A 15,353-nucleotide genomic window follows, 5' to 3' on the forward strand; every position below is an offset into this window, starting at 1 on the left:
GTGCTGCCCGACCCGCGCTGGCGAAGAGTGCTCACGATAGAGCCCTATGTCGTTCTCGGGCTCCTCGTGATCGCCGCGATCATCGTCGAGCGGGACGAGCCGGGACGCCTCATCCCCACGCTCGTGCTGTGTGGTGCGACGGGCGTCTGGATACTCGTCATGCGCACGCTGCCGGTGCCGTGGCGAGACCAGCCGATCGCGACCGTCGTGTTCATGTCGGGCATGGTGGCCCTGAACTTCGCCCTGGTGCTGATCAGCGGCTGGTTCGGATTCCTCACCATCGCGACGTTCTCGTTCGCGTACTCCCTCTTCGAGTGGCCGTGGGAACTGCCGGCTGTCGGTGCGACGGCCGTCGTCGCCGGGGTGGCGCAAGCCTCCAGTTTCGGCAACGACCCGGCGGGCATCGTCGGAAGAGTCGGCGTCATCGCCCTCAACGTCGTCGTCATGTGCGGACTCTCCATCGGTCTCAGGCTCGCCGAGAAGCGGCTGCAGGAGGCCGCGACCGAGAGCGAACGGGCGAGGCTCGCACGAGAGATCCACGACACGCTCGCCCAGCGGTTCGCCGGCATCGTCACGCAGCTCCAGGCCGGTGAGGAGGCGGCGGATGACGAAGGCCGACGTCGCCACACGAACGCCGCCCTCATCCTCGCGCGCGACGGTCTCGCCGAGGCTCGACGTTCCGTGAACGCCCTGCGTCCCGCGGCCCTGGACGCCGTCCGGCTGCCGGATGCGCTGCGGAACGTGGCGCGCGTCTGGACCGTACGCACCGGCATCCAGGTGGATGTCAGCACGCACGGCGACGCCTCGGGCCTGCGGACGGATGCCGAGGTCGCACTCCTGCGCACCGCCCAGGAGGCGCTCGCGAACGTCGAACGCCACGCGTCGGCACGCAGAGTGACGCTCACACTGCGCTCGGATGCCGCCGGCTCACGCCTCGAGGTGCGCGACGACGGATGCGGCTTCGATCCGCTCGAGCGGGAACGACGCGAGGCGGATCCGGAATCCGGCGGCTACGGTCTTGTCGCGATGCGGGAGCGGATCGAATCCGTCGCGGGCGCGTTCGTCGTCGAGTCGCGGCCGGGACACGGCACCGCGGTGCGGGCGCAGGTGCCGGCATGAGCGGCAGAACGGGCGCCAAGTCATCCGGTGCGGGCGTCGAAGGATCCTCGGCATCGGTCATCCGGCTGCTCGTCGTCGACGACCATCCGGTGGTGCGGGACGGGATCGTGGGCATGGTCGCCTCCGCGCCGGACGTCGAGGTGGTGGGTGAGGCATCCGACGGCGCGGAAGCCGTCGCGCTGGCACGCGTGCTCGAGCCGGACGTCGTGCTCATGGACCTGCGGATGCCGGGCACAGACGGGGTCGCGGCGATCCGGGAGCTCGCGAGGCTGGGCATCCGCAGCCGCGTCGTCGTGCTGACCACGTTCGACTCGGACGCCGACGTGCTGCCCGCGATCGAGGCCGGAGCCACCGGATACCTGCTGAAGGATGCGCCACGCGAGGAGCTGCTCAGGGCCGTGCGCGCGGCCGTGGCGGGTCACGCCGTGCTCGCGCCATCCGTCGCCTCGCGTCTCGTGGGTCGCGTGCGCACCACGGATGCCGGTGTGCTGACCCCGCGGGAGCTCGAGGTGCTCGCGCTGGTGGCCGAAGGCGCGACGAACCGCGCCGCAGGCGCCCGCCTGCACCTCAGCGAGGCCACGGTGAAGACGCACCTGCTCAGCGTCTACGCGAAGCTCGGCGTCGGGGATCGGGCGTCCGCCGTCGCCGAGGGGTTCCGCCGCGGGCTCCTCGGCGGCTGAGTGCCATCCGCGGGTGCGCTCCAGCGGCGATTCCGTACAGGGGCCGGCGCGCCGCATACCGGATGCGGCGTGTCGCGCTGCAATGCCGCTGGAGCGCACCGGTGGAAGGCACCGGTGCAAGCCGAACCCGGCCGTTCCCGGCAGACTGGAGTCATGACGAGAACGCTCTGGCTCGGAACCTACACGGCGGATTCCGGTGGCCACGGCCGCGGGATCGCCCGCGTCGCGCTCGCGGACGACGGCGCGATCGCGGGCATCCGCACGGCCGCTGCAGTCGACTCACCGTCGTTCGTCGCCACGCATCCGACGCTGCCCGTCGTGTACGCCGTCGAGGAGTTCGCGCGCCGCATCGCGGCGTTCCGGATGACGGAATCCGGCGAGCTCGCACCGCTCGGCGACGCCTGGCCTGCTGGCGAGGCCGTGTGCCATGTCGCCGTCGCACCGCACGGACGGTACGCGGTCGCGACCTGCTGGGGCGACGGACGCGTGCTCGTGTACGAGCTCGACGGCACGGGCGCCATCGTCGGACAGACGGAGGCGCGGGCGTCCGTCGACCCGTATCGCGACATCGCGGAGGAACCGCGGCCGAGCCGCGCACACTCGTCGCTGTTCCTCCCCGACGGACGCATCCTCACCACGGATCTCGGTCACGACACCGTTCGCGTCTGGCGCGCCGAGGGCGCAGAACTCGTTCCCGTGGCGGAGACGGTGCTGCCGTTCGGCAGCGGGCCGCGGCACATGGTGCGGCATCCGAGCGGGCACGTCTACGTCGTGACGGAGTACTCCATCGAGGTGGCGGTGCTCGATCCGGAGACGCTGGCTGTGACATCCGTCGTTCCAGCCGTGCTTCCGCACGACCGCAACGGCAATGCGGCAGCGCACATCTCCTTCGACGGCGACCGGCACGTGCACGTCACGGTGCGCAGTGCGAACGTCATCGGTGTGCTCGAAGTGGCGGATGCCGGTGCTCGCCTCGATCCTGTCGCGCACGTCTCCTGCGGCGGCAACTGGCCACGCCATCACCTGCAGGTCGACGGCCGCCTCTACGTGGCCAACCAGCTCAGCGAGGACATCGCCGTGTTCCGGCTCGAAGACGGGATGCCCGTGCTCGAGACGACCGTGCCCACCGGATCGCCCACCTGCCTGGTGCCTGTCGCAGGCTGAGTTCCGGTGTCGCCGGCTGAGGCAGCGGTGATCGCTCCACCTGCGGCACCGCGTGCGTCATCCGCTCGACGGATGCCCGCCCGGCCCGAATCAACCCACCGCCTGACGCGCGACGCTACCCCGCAGGGGAGGGTGGATGCATGACCGTGATTCTCGAGGCATCCGCCCTGACCAAGTCCTACGGTGACACCCACGCGCTCGCGGGCGTCACACTCGACGTGCTCGCCGGGGAGGCGCTGGCGATCATGGGCGCATCCGGATCGGGCAAGTCGACACTCCTGCACGTGCTGGCCGGTATCCTCACGCCCGACAGCGGATGGGTCGCCCTGCACGGTCCGACGGGCGCGGTATCGGTCGGCGAGCTGAACGACAGCGGTCGGTCCGCGCTGCGCAGGGAGTCGTTCGGATTCGTCTTCCAGCAGGGCTTGCTCATCCCCGAGCTGACGGCCATCGAGAACGCGGCGCTTCCGCTGATGCTGCGCGGTGTGCCGCGCGAGGAGGCCGAGCAGCGAGCTGCCAAGTGGCTCGCCGCACTCGGCCTCGCCGGCCTCGAGCAGCGCCGCATCGGACAGCTGTCCGGCGGGCAGGCACAGCGCGTCGCCGTCGCGCGCGCCCAGGTGATCGAACCGCTCGTGGTCTTCGCCGACGAGCCGACAGGCGCCTTGGACTCGGCAACGTCATCCGACGTGATGGATGCCCTCATCGGCTCGACGACGGGCCGCGGTCGCACGCTCGTCGTCGTCACGCACGACGAGGGCGTCGCCGCCCGCTGCAGCCGCGTGGTGCGGCTTCGCGACGGGCTCATCGTCGAGACGAGGTCGAAGGTCGCGGGTATGGACTACGTGGAGACGCCGGGCGGATCCGCCGGTGCCATCCCCGCAGCTCCGCTCGCGCAGGACACGCAGCACGGCCAGGAGCTCGGACGATGAAGACGCTCTCCGTCGCCCGCCTGCTCGCGCGGCCAGGAGCATCCGGTCTCTCAGCACTGCTGCTGCCGATCGTGGCGTTCAGCATCGCGACAGCGCTCCTGCTCATGACCCTCGCCGGCGCCATGTCGTTCTTCCGCTGGCACGACGAGATGGGGTTCACGTATCAGGTGCTGGCGATCTTCGCGTCGGCTCTGCTGCTCGTCCCGCTCGCCTCGCTCGGAGGTGCGGCCGCACGGCTCTCGGCGCGCCGCAGGGACGACAGGCTCGCCACTCTTCGTCTGCTCGGTGCCACCACGGCGTTCGTCGCGCGGCTCACGGTGCTCGAATCCATCGTGCTGGCCGTCGTCGGCGCAGTCGGCGGGACCGTGCTGTATCTCGTGCTCACGCCGCTCGTCGGACTCATCCCGTTCCGCGGGCAGCCGATCGGCGCGCTCGCCCTGCTGCTCAATCCCCTCATCGTGCTCGCCGTCATCGCGGGCGTCGGCCTGCTCGCCGGCATCAGCGCGGCCATCGGGTTGCGCGGCGTGATCGTGTCCCCGCTCGGCGTGCGCACGCGCCAGGCCGCGCCGCGGCCGCGCTGGATCCGCATCGTGATCGGCGTCGTCGTCATCGCCGCCGTGGTCTTCTGCGTCGCGAACCCGAGCCTGCTCGGCGGTGTGCTCACCGTCATCCTTGTGCTGGCGGCGGCGTTCGTCGCGGCCAACGCGGTGTTGGGGCTGGTCGGCCCGTTCGTCATCCGCAAGTTCGCCCAATCGGGGCTGCACCATGCGACGACCGCTCAACGGCTCATTGCGGCGCGCTCCGTGCTGGAATCCCCGAAGGCGGCCTGGCGACAGGTCGCCGGGGTGTCGATGACGTGCTTCATCGCGGTCTTCGCCGGAACGGCGCTCGCCATGGTGGATGCGGTCGGCGGAGAGCGGATGCCACGCGATCAGTCCGTGCTGATGGGCGACATCCGCACGGGCGTGTTCATCACCCTTGCCATCTCGTTCCTGATGGTGGCGTGCTCCGTCGGCGTGAGCCAGGCATCCGCGATCCTGGATCGGCGCGACCTCTACGTCAGTCTCGACCGGCTCGGGATGCCCCTGAAGACCATGAACGCCGCCCGCGTCCGCGCGGTGCTGTCGCCGCTGCGCATCGTGACCATCGGATCCGCCGTGGTCGCGGTCATCGTCGTGCTGCCGCTCGCCGGGATCGCACTCGTGCTCGCCCCCGTGTCGTTGCTGATCATCGCCGTGAGCATCGCGGGCGGCATCCTCGTGGTCTGGCTCGGGCTGCTGGCCACCCGACCGGTGCTGACCAGGGTGCTGGCGGAGCCGGCGCTGGCGGTGGAGTAGCGGCGCACCGCCCCCGCCCCTGCCCCGGGCGCTCCCGGGCTTCCTGTGCACTTGTCCCTCGTGCGCGGGGCCCCGTAGTGTGTGTGGCGGTCCGCAGCGGCTCACGCACCACCTCCCCCGGGGTGAGCAGTCGGTCACACATCGTGACATGCGGGCAAACCAGAGGCAACGGCGGCCTCGTAGCGTGAGGACGCCTGCGTTGTCGTGCGTGCGCCGCGCCCGCGGCCGGGCGGATGCGAACCCAAACGAGATGAGGACCCCCTGATGAACAACGAACAAGTCGAACTCGTTCAGAGCAGCTTCGCGAAGGTGGCGCCGATCGCCGACCAGGCCGCGGTCATCTTCTACGACGAGCTGTTCGAGCGCGACCCGTCGCTGCGCCCGCTGTTCACCGAGGACATGACGGAGCAGCGCAAGAAGCTCATGACCATGCTCGCCATGGCCGTGAACGGCCTGACCAACTGGGATGCCACGCAGCGCGTCGTCGCGAACCTCGGCGCCCGCCATGTCGGCTACGGCGTCAAGCCGGAGTTCTATCCCACGGTCGGCGCCGCCCTGCTGGCGACTCTGTCGAAGGGCCTCGGCGACGACTTCACTCCCGAGGTGGAGGAGGCGTGGACGGCGGCCTACACGGCGCTGTCCGGCACCATGATCGAGGCCGGCGCCTCGGAGGCTGCGGCGAGCTGAGTGCTTCTGTCGCGGGTTGATCGCTCTCTCGCCGGTTGAGCTCCCGCTCGCGGGTTGAGCGCATGACGACGAGCTCAACCCGCGGCGGTCGGCGACGTGCGGCCGTCGGCATAACTAACGTTGAGGCATGAGCGCCGAGCCATCCGCAGCGGCGTCGCACCACGGTGAGGCGCACCACGTTCGATCAGCTCACGAGTCCCGCCGCATCGCCGCGGCGGTCGTGACGGTCTCCGACCGGGCGCACAGCGGCGTGCGCTCGGACGAGCAGGGTCCGGTCATCGTGTCGCGTCTGCGCGACGCGGGGTGCGATGTCGCGGATGCCACGGTGATCCCGGACGGAGCGGATGCCGTGACCAGCACCCTCGAATCCGTGCTGCGGGCGGGCGCTCGCGTGGTGATCACCACGGGTGGCACCGGGGTGGGGCCGCGGGATCTGACGCCGGAAGGCACGCTGCCCCTGCTGACCCAGGAGCTGCCGGGCGTCGCGGAAGCGCTGCGGCGGCGCGGGGCATCCGTCGTTCCCACCGCAGTCCTGTCCCGCGGCCTGGCCGGGATCGTGCGGCGCGACGATGCGCCGGCCGCGTTCGTCGTGAACCTCCCCGGCTCCTCCGGAGGCGTGGCGGACGGTCTGGACGTGCTGCTCCCGCTGCTGCCCCACCTCATCGACCAGCTCGACGGAGGGGACCACTGATGGCGGTGCTGCGCGCGGAGATCTCCGCCGAGCCCCTCGACCTCGCCGAGCACATCGGCCTCGTCGAGTCGCCGCGGATGGGTGCCGTCGCGACCTTCGTCGGCATCGTGCGGGATCACGACCCGGACGCCGGCGGCACGGTTGTGGCGCTGGAGTACAGCGCGCATCCGGACGCGCCGCGCATGCTCGCTGAGCTGGCTGAGCGCGTTGCGGCGGACGACCGATCAGAGGTGCGGATCGCCGTGAGCCATCGCATCGGACGCCTGGCCGTCGGCGACGTCGCGATCGTCTGCGCCGTCGCGAGCGCACACAGGGGCGAGGCGTTCGACGCCTGCCGGGAGCTCGTCGAGGCGGTCAAGCACGAGTTGCCGGTCTGGAAGAAGCAGGTCGAGGCCGACGGCTCGCACAGCTGGGTCGGACTCGGCGGGGTCTCGTAGGGCCGGTTTCGACGGGGCTCGACCAGCGATGGCTCAGCCGCCGGCGAAGGGCGGCAGCACGTCCACCGTGGTGGCGTCCGAGAGCGGATGCCACGGGTCGTCGACACGCCTGCCGTCCACGAGCAGCGCACAGCGGCTGAGCACGGCGCCCAGCGCCGGATGCGCCGACAACATCGCGCCCTGCAGCGCCCCGACGGATGCCACCGGCAGCTCCTCCTCGTCGCGTCCAGCGGCCTCGGCTGCCGCCGCGAAATAACGCACTCGCGTCACTTGGACGCCGTCCAGTTCTCCGCCGCGGAGCTCGTCAGCGCGATCAGGTCGGACGCCGTCCCCTTGCCGGACCCGACAGCGAGTCCAACGATGAACGCGGTGAGCGGCGCTGCCGGACGCGCGACGCCGTGCGCGACGGTGCTGGCCAGCTGGAGCACGTCGCCGATCGGCACCGACTCTTTCGGGATGCCGAGTTCAGCGGCGATGGCCGCCGTCCAGTCGTCGAGGGCTTCCGGCGGCAGCTTGCTCGACTGTTCGTCGTTCGGCTTCTGGTCATTCGGCACGGGATCCTCCTGGGCTGAATCGGGGTCTGTCGTCATCCTCCCACTCCGGGCGGAGCGCCTCCGGGGGACCGTGTGGGTTCGCGTCACGTGGCCGTTCTGGTGTGTTGGGCCAGGCGTGCATCATGCGAGGAAGTGGCGGTCACGGCCTTAACGGTTCACCAGCCGTCGAAGGTGTCCGGCCAGGGGGCGACGTCGACTTCGTTGCCCTCGGCGTCGGCGAGGGTCCACCAGTCGGGGCCGTTGTCGCGCACGATGGTGCCGCCAGCGGCCAGCGCAGCCTCGACGCGGGCCGGTGCCAAGTCAGCTGGCACGTACAGGTCGACGTGGATACGGTTGCGCTGCGGCCGCGGAGCGTCCATCTGCTGGAACCACACGTTCGGACCGAAGCCGTCAGGCGCGATCACGTCCTCTTCGCCGAACGGCTCGTAGCCGAGCACCGCGGCCCAGAACGGCCGTATCGCCCCGATGTCGAGGGCGTCGAGCGCGATCTGCATCACCTGCACTCGTGACGGGTCGGCTGTGATGCCGAGCTCTCGCGCCGCCTGTGAGATCTGCGCGGCAAGCATGCTGTCGCGCTCGCTGAGCATCCATCCCTGGGGTATCACCTCGTGCGTTTGCAGTCGCACGATGACGCCCGAGTAGCGCAGATCGACGGCGGGGTGATGGTTCGCAGCCTCCGCCAGCACGCCGATCCTGTCCACGAGTTCGACACCCTTCGCGAACGAGCCGGTGGCGAAGTAGGTCGCCGCCCCTGTCGACAAGACCCGCCAGTCCTCAGTGTCGACCGCGGCATGGAACTGCTTCGAAGTAATCAACTCGACCATGACCCGGAGCCTACGCAGCGGCGGAAGGCCGCCACTACCCCTGTGGGCATGACGTCTGCGGATGGAACGCACTCCGTGCGACTTCCGGGCGTGAGCACCTTGGGAATGTGTTCGCTCGGCCGAGTGAAGAAGCAGGTCGGTGCAACAGCACGAGACATCTACGACTAAGGGCCGGGCAGAAACGCGATGATCCAGCGCATCCTCGCGGTCGCCGGCCTGCGCGATGCTGAACGCGCCAGCATCGACGCCAAGCAGGTTCCCATCCGCCGCTGACTGCGCGCTGGCGGATCCCGTAGTGACGCATCAGCGCCGTGCTGATGCCGTTCGGGCGCGGAAGCGGATCCTTCAGCGCGCTGATGCGTACGGGGCGCTCGTATGTGGTCAGACGGCCGCCGGGCGGCGTTGGGTGAACTCGAGGCAGATGTAGGCGAGCTCGTCACGAGGAACGACCGCGGTAAGGACCGTGTCGCTGGAGAGCGCAGCACCGATGGCATACACGAACGGGTCGGTATCGATCTCCAGCGCCGGCACCTCGACACCGTCTACCGTGACAACCGCTTCCCGGTTAATGACCTTCTCGGTCAGCGGTGAAACGAAGCGGTCAACGCCCATGTCACCGAGTCCGAGTTCTTTGCGGAATCGATTCATCAGGATGTGGTTGGCATGGTCCACAAGTAGGCGTGCCGGGGTAGAGAGCTCGGATGTGTCGCGTGTCCATGTCGTCCGCACGGCTTCCCACAACATCGGGTATCGCCTCCGCTCGGCCATCTCGATCAACCATGCCGGCCGGGGTCTTGGGGCCGGATCGTCGAGGGCGCGACCAGTGAGTTCATCGAGTTCGGCGATGTTCACCGGGTCGGATGGATCAATGGGATTGCGCCACAGCGTGTAGTTGATGCTCACCGACATCTGAGAGAGCCCAGTCGTTCCCTCTCGGGACATGGTGTTCTCCATGTTGGCGTCCTCGAGGGTCGGCTGAGGCACGAACCCGATGATCGGAACGGGCATGAGTTTCACCTTTTCCGCCTGCGCAATACGAGGATCAGGCGCGTCTTCTGGAAGGAAGCCCCCGAAACGCATCGGCGCGGTCGCCATCAGCTCAACCGGACTGACACTCGAAGCCCATCAGGCTTGCGACCTGAATCGTGCTGAGCACGTGCACCCTGCGGTGCAAAGGCAGTTCCGCTCATGCTGCACCTCCACACTCCACGCTAGGGCCGTAGATCACCGGGCACCACGTCATCTCGAACCGAATCGAGAGCGTGTCCCAGGACTGGGAGCTCCGGTCGGGAACGACGCAGTGAGGGATCGCGCCACACGCCCGTAACGGGATGGCTATCCGTGCTGACCCCAGAGCTGGAGGGGGATGAAGGGACGGGCATGCCCAAAGTCGCCGTCAGTGGTGAGCAGGGTCAGTTTGCGCGCGATCGCCAGTTGAGCAATGAGAGCGTCCACCGTGCCGAGCTGGACACCGTGGGTGCGGCAGGTGTTCGCCACATCGGCTGCTGCTTCGTAATCCCCGCGGGTCGGCTCGATCAGCTCGACATACGCAAACTGCTCGCGGATCGTCGCCCGGGCGCGCTCCGGGGTGAACCCCCGCAGCAGTTCCGTGAGGATCAGCCCGGTTGCCGCGACAGGCTCACCGCTTACGAGGGCCCCCCGCAGCACATGGACCTCAGGTTGGTCGGGCGGGGTGTCCCGGCGGAAGGCCAGCGACCACACGCTCGTGTCGACGAGGAAAGTCACGACGCCGCGTCGAGCTTGCGGTCGCGCGCGCTCCGGTCCGCCTTATAGTCGTAGCTCGGATCCCAGTCGAGGGTGCCGAATGCTTCCACGATCCGCGCGCGCTCCCGGCGGGCGATGTACTCCTCAAGCGCCACAGTCACGGTAGCCTTCTTCGTCGCCTCGCCGCCGACCCGCACGGCACGATCGAGCAGTTCGGGGTCGATCGCAAGATTGGTAGCCATGTGTACCTCCCTACACATCATCTCACACAGTCGCCCGCTTACGGATCCCGCTGCGGACGTTGCGCCTCGACCTACCGCCCTCGGCTGCCCTTGATAGCGAAGTAGACAATCAGCCCAACGACGACCAGCGCGACCAGCACCCCAGGAAGGGTCAGCCAGCCCAGGTCGGGTCCAAAGGACGTGTCTTGGCAGGGGCTGGGTGTTGCGCACGAAGCGTGCACGATGATAGACGCGTCCATGCGGAGAGAATGCCACTCGCCACGTGTTCAAGAAACACGTGCGCGGTGACGAATCCATCAGCGTGCGTCTGTCGCGAGGCGCTGGCCATTCGTAGAAACACGCTGTGAACCGGTAGCTGCAGACTCGAGAATTGGGGTCTCCCGCGGCGCGACACACGATTGTCGACGACCTAATCTGGGCCAATGACGGCATACGAATCTGCGAGTTTGGTGACGCAGTGGATTTCTGCCGTCGCAGCGATCTTTGCTGTCGCGGTGGCTATTGTCTTCGGCTGGCTGACGTTGCTGAACAACCGACGATCCAAAGACGCGCAGGAACGTGCAAGCTTCGCGGCAGCTGACGCCGCGCCGCCGCCCGCGGCGGAGTTCGCGCACGACACCACGCAGGCCCCTCAAGTGACCTGGGCGGTCGAACCGCGAGGGACGGAAGCATGGCTCCTTCGGAACACCGGGACAATCACAGCATTCGAAGTGACCGTGGCTGGTCTCACTGACCTCGACAATCGGAGACTTCAGGCCGACAGCGCACCGATCGACATTCCTCCGACAGACGTGCTCCCCTTTGATTTCGTGTCGCGACTGTCACTGTCCGGCCCCGGGAATCTTGTAATCGAGTTTGCGGTCGAACACGGAGGCCAGCGCACACGACAGGTAGTTCGCGTTCCCGCCCAATAGGAAGCCAAGGGCCTGCAGACCTGAACGGTCGCGCCTACTCACGCAACGGGATCCGCGATTGATGCACTGAGTCCTGCACACGAGTCGACAATGGCGCTCTGCTGCAGCGTGGCGCAGAAGGTTGCCCGGCCTTCGCTGGTGGGGCTCGCTACGATCCCTGCATGCGACGGACGGACTTCCCACTCCCTGCTTCTTGGGACCCAGAGGGTCTGGTACGTGCGGGATTCGAGGGCTTCGTTCCACTAGTCGGCTTGGCGATGAGAGACGTGACAGCGGAGAAGGGTGTCTACGTCGTTCTGCGGCTGACCGCCGAGGCGCCATACGCCCTTCTCGCGCAGAGTCCGCTTGCCCCGTACGCGATTGAGGATCTCGAGGAACGGTGGATTCTGGGGGCTCACGTCGTCTATATCGGCAAAGCTGGGTCGCTGCCGGCCCGCCCGGGCCGCACGCGACGGGACACGCCGCCGCAGCGGCGGATGCGGCTCAGCGTTCGCGACGCCAGTCGCCCGACTTGCCGCCGGATTTCGCCTCGAGTCGCACGTCCTGGATGGACACGTGCTTGTCGAGGCCTTTGACCATGTCCACGATCGCGAGCGCGGCCACAGAGACAGCCGTGAACGCTTCCATCTCCACGCCCGTGCGATCCGCCGTGCGCACCGTCGCGGTGATCGCCACACCGTCATCGTCCACGGTCAGGTCGACGACCACGCCGTGCACGCCGATCACGTGCGCGAGCGGAAGCAGTTCGGCGGTGCGTTTCGCGGCCTGGATACCGGCGATCCGCGCCACGGCGAGCACGTCGCCCTTCGGCACGGATCCGTCGCGCAGCGCAGCGACGACCGCCGGCGGACACGCGACGCGGCCCGTCGCCGTCGCGCTGCGGATCGTGGGCTGCTTCGCCGTCACGTCCACCATGCGCGCGTTGCCACTGCCGTCGAGGTGCGTGAAGGGCTGATCCGTCATGCCGGCACCTCCAGCACGCTGAGCGCGTCGCCGGCGTGCACCTCGTCGACATCGGCGGGCACCACCGCGTAGCCCTCTGCACGGCCGAGGCCGCCCGCGAGGTGCGATCCGGATCCGCCCTGCGTAGCGGGACGCACCCTGACCGTCGGATCGCCGGATGCCTCTGCCCCCGCCCGTTCGGCTCCGGCTCTCTCGAACCTGATCGGCATCACCTGGACGCGTCCCGGCGGACACGTCCATCCGGTGGCGGCGAACGCCGTCACGCGTCTGCGATGCAGCTCCGACGCTCCCTGCATGCGCAACAGCGCCGGCCGCACGAACATCTCGAACGACACGGCGACCGACACCGGATTGCCGGGCAGCGCGAACACCGGAGTGCCGTCGCCGATCGTGCCGAGTCCCTGCGGCTTGCCCGGTTGCATCGCGACCTGGTGGAATCCCATCGTGCCCGACGAGCCGAGGGTGTTCTTCACCACGTCGTACGCGCCGACGCTCACGCCGCCGGAGAGCAGCACAGCGTCGACGCCGAGGTCCAGGCAGGCCTGCAGCTCGGCGGCGAGCTCGGCCGGCTCGTCCCCGACATGTGAGATGCGCACGGGCTCCGCGCCCGCTTCGGCGACGAGCCCGCCCATCAGGAACGAGTTGGAGTCCGGGATCTGGCCGCGCTCCAGCCGGTCGCCGGGCTCGCGGAGCTCGCTGCCGGTCGCGATCACGGCGATCCGTGGCGCAGGACGCACCAGCACGCTGCCGTGACCGGCAGCGGCCGCTGATGCGACGCGGTAAGCGGTGAGGCGCACGCCGGCTTCCAGCACGGTGTCGCCTGCGGCGACATCCTCTCCACGCCGGCGGATGTGGGCGGCCGGCCCCGGCGCTGTGGAGACCGCGACCACCTCGACGCCGCCGTCGGTGTGCTCGAGCTGCACGACGGCATCCGCGTCGCTCGGGATCGGCGCACCCGTCATGATGCGTACGGTCTCGCCGCTGCCGATGCCGGGATCGAGAGCGCTGCCGGCCGGGATGTCGCCCGTCACCCGCAGCGTGACGGGCGAGGCGGTCGTGGCGTGCAGCACGTCGTGGCGGTGCACGGCGTAGCCGTCCATCGCCGAGTTGTCGAACACCGGGATGTCGAGTCGGCTCTCCAGCGTCTCCGCAAGCACCAGCCCGTGCGCGTCTCGCAGCGGGACGCGCACGGGCTCGAGCGGCCTGACGATCGCGAGCGCCCGTTGCTGATGCGCCTCGATCGTGTCGAGGGATGCCGTCACTGGGCCTCGTTCCAGCGCTTCATGCCACCGGAGAGCACCGAGACGTCGGCGAATCCGAGCTCGGCCAGCGTCGATGCGGCCCGGCGCGCGCGAGCCTCGGCCTGGCAGTGCACCACGACGGGCAACCGGTGATCCAGATCAGCGACCGATGCCCGGTCGAGCAGTCCGATCGGGATGCCGATGGACCCGGGGATGCTCCGCGCGGCCCGTTCGGCCGGCTCGCGCACGTCCAGCAGCACGAGATCCGGTCCGCCAGCCGCTCGGCTGGCGAGCCGTTCGGCGAGCTCGGCCACCTCGATGGTGCGATCGGCGGGCGCGACGTTCGCGGCGGCCTGGCGTGCATCCTCGGATTCGCGCGACGGCGCATCCAGCGACGTGGGGAAGCTGCGCGTGACCCTGGCCCGCGAGCCCGCGTCGACGGCGGCCGAGTGCCAGATGGACGCGGCGGCCGGCTTGGCCTGCGCGGACTCCGTCGCAGATGCGGCAGGAGCCGGCTGGGGGTATCCGGACGACATCGGCTGGGGGGAACCGGCAGGCATCGGCTGACGCTCCGAGCTCTCGGCGACCCGCCTCGGCGGCGTCACGTCCGACGACCGGTCGGGGAGTCGCCCCGCCGATCTCAGCGGCACCTCGCGGAAGGTCGCGCGCAACGCATCCACGACGAGGATGCGCCCGAACAGCGGCCTACCGGCGCCCGTGATGAGCTTCACGGCCTCCGCGGCCATGAGCGAGCCGACCTGTGCGGTCAGCGGTCCGAGGACACCGGCCACGGAACATGTCGCTCCGTCGTCGGCAGGCTGCACGGGGAACAGATCCGTGAGCCGCACCCCGGGGGATCCGTCGTTCGGGTGCGCCCAGAAGACGGTCACCTGGGCGTCGAAGCCGAGTACAACGGCCCACACGAGCGGGATGCCGGCTGTGGCGGCCGCGGCATCCGCTGCGTACCGGGTCGCGAAGTCGTCCGTGCCGTCGAGCACGAGATCGTAGTCAGCGACGAGGTGCGGAGCCGTGAACTCGTCGAAGCGTTCGCGGTGGCGGTGGACGCGACACTCGGGGGCGATGCGGGCGATGGCATCCGCCGCGCTGTCCACCTTGGAACGGCCGACATCCGCGACGCCGTGCGCGAGCTGGCGCTGCAGGTTCGACGCCTCGACCACGTCGTCGTCCACGATCCCGAGCGTTCCGACGCCGGCCGCGGCGAGCGCGAGCAGGGCCGGGCCGCCGAGTCCTCCTGCGCCGAGGACGAGCACCCTGGCATTCGCGAGACGGCGTTGACCCTCGTCCCCGATGGCGTGCAGGGTGAGCTGGCGCGCGGTGCGCTCGGACTCGGTCGGCGTCAGGGCACGGGCGGGCGTGACCAACGGCAGCATGCTTCAACGCTACCCCGGTGACCCCTGGCCGCTCGGGGCGGCCACACCGAGCGGGAACACAGTCGTTCGCGAATTGTCTGGCAAGGTCCAACCGATACCCTCGACTCATGCCCGAGAACGACCAGTCGGATGACCGCAGCCGCGCGATCGAGACGTTGCACGGCATCCGCGAGAGCATCGACAACATCGACGCTGCGTTGATCCACCTGCTCGCCGAGCGGTTCAAGTTCACCCAGCGCGTCGGCGCGCTCAAAGCCGAGCACGGGCTGCCCGCCGCGGATCCGCAGCGCGAGCGCGACCAGATCCGCCGCCTCCGGGCGCTCGCCGAGGCCAGCCACCTGGACCCGGAGTTCGCCGAGAAATGGTTCAACTTCGTGGTCGCCGAGGTGATCCACCATCACGTGCAGGCGGGGGCTGCCCCCGCCGCCGAATAGGGCGGAGGCGTCGCGCCGATC

General features: G+C 69.3%; 19 protein-coding genes. 10 read left to right on the forward strand and 9 right to left on the reverse strand.

Features of this window, described 5'->3' with window-relative positions:
* The 8 genes from ACX9R5_RS04815 to ACX9R5_RS04850 all read left to right on the forward strand — a co-directional run bounded on the left by ACX9R5_RS04815 (position 1) and on the right by ACX9R5_RS04850 (position 7,044).
* Positions 1-1,119, forward strand: coding sequence for a sensor histidine kinase (locus tag ACX9R5_RS04815; RefSeq protein WP_459407859.1), 1,119 nt, complete (start codon positions 1-3; stop codon positions 1,117-1,119).
* Positions 1,116-1,799 carry a response regulator gene (locus tag ACX9R5_RS04820; protein ID WP_459407860.1) on the forward strand — a complete coding sequence of 228 codons (684 nt, stop codon included), beginning with the start codon at positions 1,116-1,118 and terminating at the stop codon, positions 1,797-1,799. The genes ACX9R5_RS04815 and ACX9R5_RS04820 overlap by 4 nt, the downstream gene beginning before the upstream one ends.
* A gap of 153 nt (positions 1,800-1,952) precedes the next feature.
* Positions 1,953-2,963, forward strand: a complete 1,011-nt coding sequence (locus ACX9R5_RS04825) for a lactonase family protein (protein WP_459407861.1) — start codon at positions 1,953-1,955, stop codon at positions 2,961-2,963.
* A gap of 140 nt (positions 2,964-3,103) precedes the next feature.
* Positions 3,104-3,892, forward strand: coding sequence for an ABC transporter ATP-binding protein (locus ACX9R5_RS04830; protein ID WP_459407862.1), 789 nt, complete (start codon positions 3,104-3,106; stop codon positions 3,890-3,892).
* Positions 3,889-5,229, forward strand: a complete 1,341-nt coding sequence (locus ACX9R5_RS04835; RefSeq protein WP_459407863.1) for a permease — start codon at positions 3,889-3,891, stop codon at positions 5,227-5,229. The genes ACX9R5_RS04830 and ACX9R5_RS04835 overlap by 4 nt, the downstream gene beginning before the upstream one ends.
* 264 nt (positions 5,230-5,493) lie before the next feature.
* Positions 5,494-5,916: a globin family protein gene (locus ACX9R5_RS04840; RefSeq protein WP_459407864.1), complete on the forward strand. Its 423-nt coding sequence runs from the start codon at positions 5,494-5,496 to the stop codon at positions 5,914-5,916.
* A 127-nt stretch (positions 5,917-6,043) separates the two neighbouring features.
* Positions 6,044-6,607, forward strand: a complete 564-nt coding sequence (locus ACX9R5_RS04845) for a MogA/MoaB family molybdenum cofactor biosynthesis protein (RefSeq protein WP_459407865.1) — start codon at positions 6,044-6,046, stop codon at positions 6,605-6,607.
* Positions 6,607-7,044 (forward strand): molybdenum cofactor biosynthesis protein MoaE, encoded by a 438-nt coding sequence (locus tag ACX9R5_RS04850; protein ID WP_459407866.1) that lies wholly within the window; start codon positions 6,607-6,609, stop codon positions 7,042-7,044. The genes ACX9R5_RS04845 and ACX9R5_RS04850 overlap by 1 nt, the downstream gene beginning before the upstream one ends.
* Before the next feature lie 33 nt (positions 7,045-7,077).
* On the opposite strand, the gene ACX9R5_RS04855 is transcribed toward ACX9R5_RS04850, so the two are convergent.
* The 6 genes from ACX9R5_RS04855 to ACX9R5_RS04880 all read right to left on the reverse strand — a co-directional run bounded on the left by ACX9R5_RS04855 (position 7,078) and on the right by ACX9R5_RS04880 (position 10,389).
* Entirely contained in the window at positions 7,078-7,314 is a 237-nt protein-coding gene (locus tag ACX9R5_RS04855) for a MoaD/ThiS family protein (protein ID WP_459407867.1), read from the reverse strand.
* The gene (locus ACX9R5_RS04860) at positions 7,311-7,598 is read right to left on the reverse strand and encodes a DUF6457 domain-containing protein (protein ID WP_459407868.1); all 288 of its coding nucleotides are present in this window, start codon (positions 7,596-7,598) and stop codon (positions 7,311-7,313) included. The genes ACX9R5_RS04855 and ACX9R5_RS04860 overlap by 4 nt, the downstream gene beginning before the upstream one ends.
* A gap of 155 nt (positions 7,599-7,753) precedes the next feature.
* Entirely contained in the window at positions 7,754-8,422 is a 669-nt protein-coding gene (locus tag ACX9R5_RS04865) for a VOC family protein (protein WP_459407869.1), read from the reverse strand.
* 381 nt (positions 8,423-8,803) lie between these two features.
* Complete coding sequence (locus ACX9R5_RS04870; protein ID WP_459407870.1) at positions 8,804-9,517, reverse strand: hypothetical protein; 714 nt, start codon at positions 9,515-9,517, stop codon at positions 8,804-8,806.
* A 240-nt stretch (positions 9,518-9,757) separates the two neighbouring features.
* Positions 9,758-10,168: a type II toxin-antitoxin system VapC family toxin gene (vapC, locus tag ACX9R5_RS04875; RefSeq protein WP_459407871.1), complete on the reverse strand. Its 411-nt coding sequence runs from the start codon at positions 10,166-10,168 to the stop codon at positions 9,758-9,760.
* On the reverse strand, positions 10,165-10,389 hold the full coding sequence (locus ACX9R5_RS04880; RefSeq protein WP_459407872.1) for a type II toxin-antitoxin system VapB family antitoxin: 225 nt from the start codon (positions 10,387-10,389) through the stop codon (positions 10,165-10,167). The genes vapC and ACX9R5_RS04880 overlap by 4 nt, the downstream gene beginning before the upstream one ends.
* A 422-nt stretch (positions 10,390-10,811) precedes the next feature.
* Between ACX9R5_RS04880 and ACX9R5_RS04885 the strand changes: the two genes are divergently transcribed.
* Positions 10,812-11,303, forward strand: coding sequence for a hypothetical protein (locus ACX9R5_RS04885; RefSeq protein WP_459407873.1), 492 nt, complete (start codon positions 10,812-10,814; stop codon positions 11,301-11,303).
* A 483-nt stretch (positions 11,304-11,786) separates the two neighbouring features.
* Here the strand turns inward: ACX9R5_RS04885 and moaC are convergent, their stop codons facing one another.
* From moaC to ACX9R5_RS04900, 3 genes are read right to left on the reverse strand one after another with little or no spacing between them, the layout of a single operon-like run.
* Entirely contained in the window at positions 11,787-12,266 is a 480-nt protein-coding gene (gene moaC, locus ACX9R5_RS04890; RefSeq protein WP_459407874.1) for a cyclic pyranopterin monophosphate synthase MoaC, read from the reverse strand.
* Entirely contained in the window at positions 12,263-13,528 is a 1,266-nt protein-coding gene (locus tag ACX9R5_RS04895; RefSeq protein WP_459407875.1) for a molybdopterin molybdotransferase MoeA, read from the reverse strand. Before ACX9R5_RS04895 ends, moaC begins: the two co-directional genes overlap by 4 nt.
* Complete coding sequence (locus tag ACX9R5_RS04900; protein ID WP_459407876.1) at positions 13,525-14,898, reverse strand: ThiF family adenylyltransferase; 1,374 nt, start codon at positions 14,896-14,898, stop codon at positions 13,525-13,527. Before ACX9R5_RS04900 ends, ACX9R5_RS04895 begins: the two co-directional genes overlap by 4 nt.
* Positions 14,899-15,005: 107 nt before the next feature.
* Between ACX9R5_RS04900 and ACX9R5_RS04905 the strand changes: the two genes are divergently transcribed.
* Positions 15,006-15,332 (forward strand): chorismate mutase, encoded by a 327-nt coding sequence (locus ACX9R5_RS04905; protein ID WP_459407877.1) that lies wholly within the window; start codon positions 15,006-15,008, stop codon positions 15,330-15,332.
* The last annotated feature ends 21 nt before the right edge of the window (positions 15,333-15,353 follow it).

Source organism: Rathayibacter sp. CAU 1779, assembly GCF_054551755.1.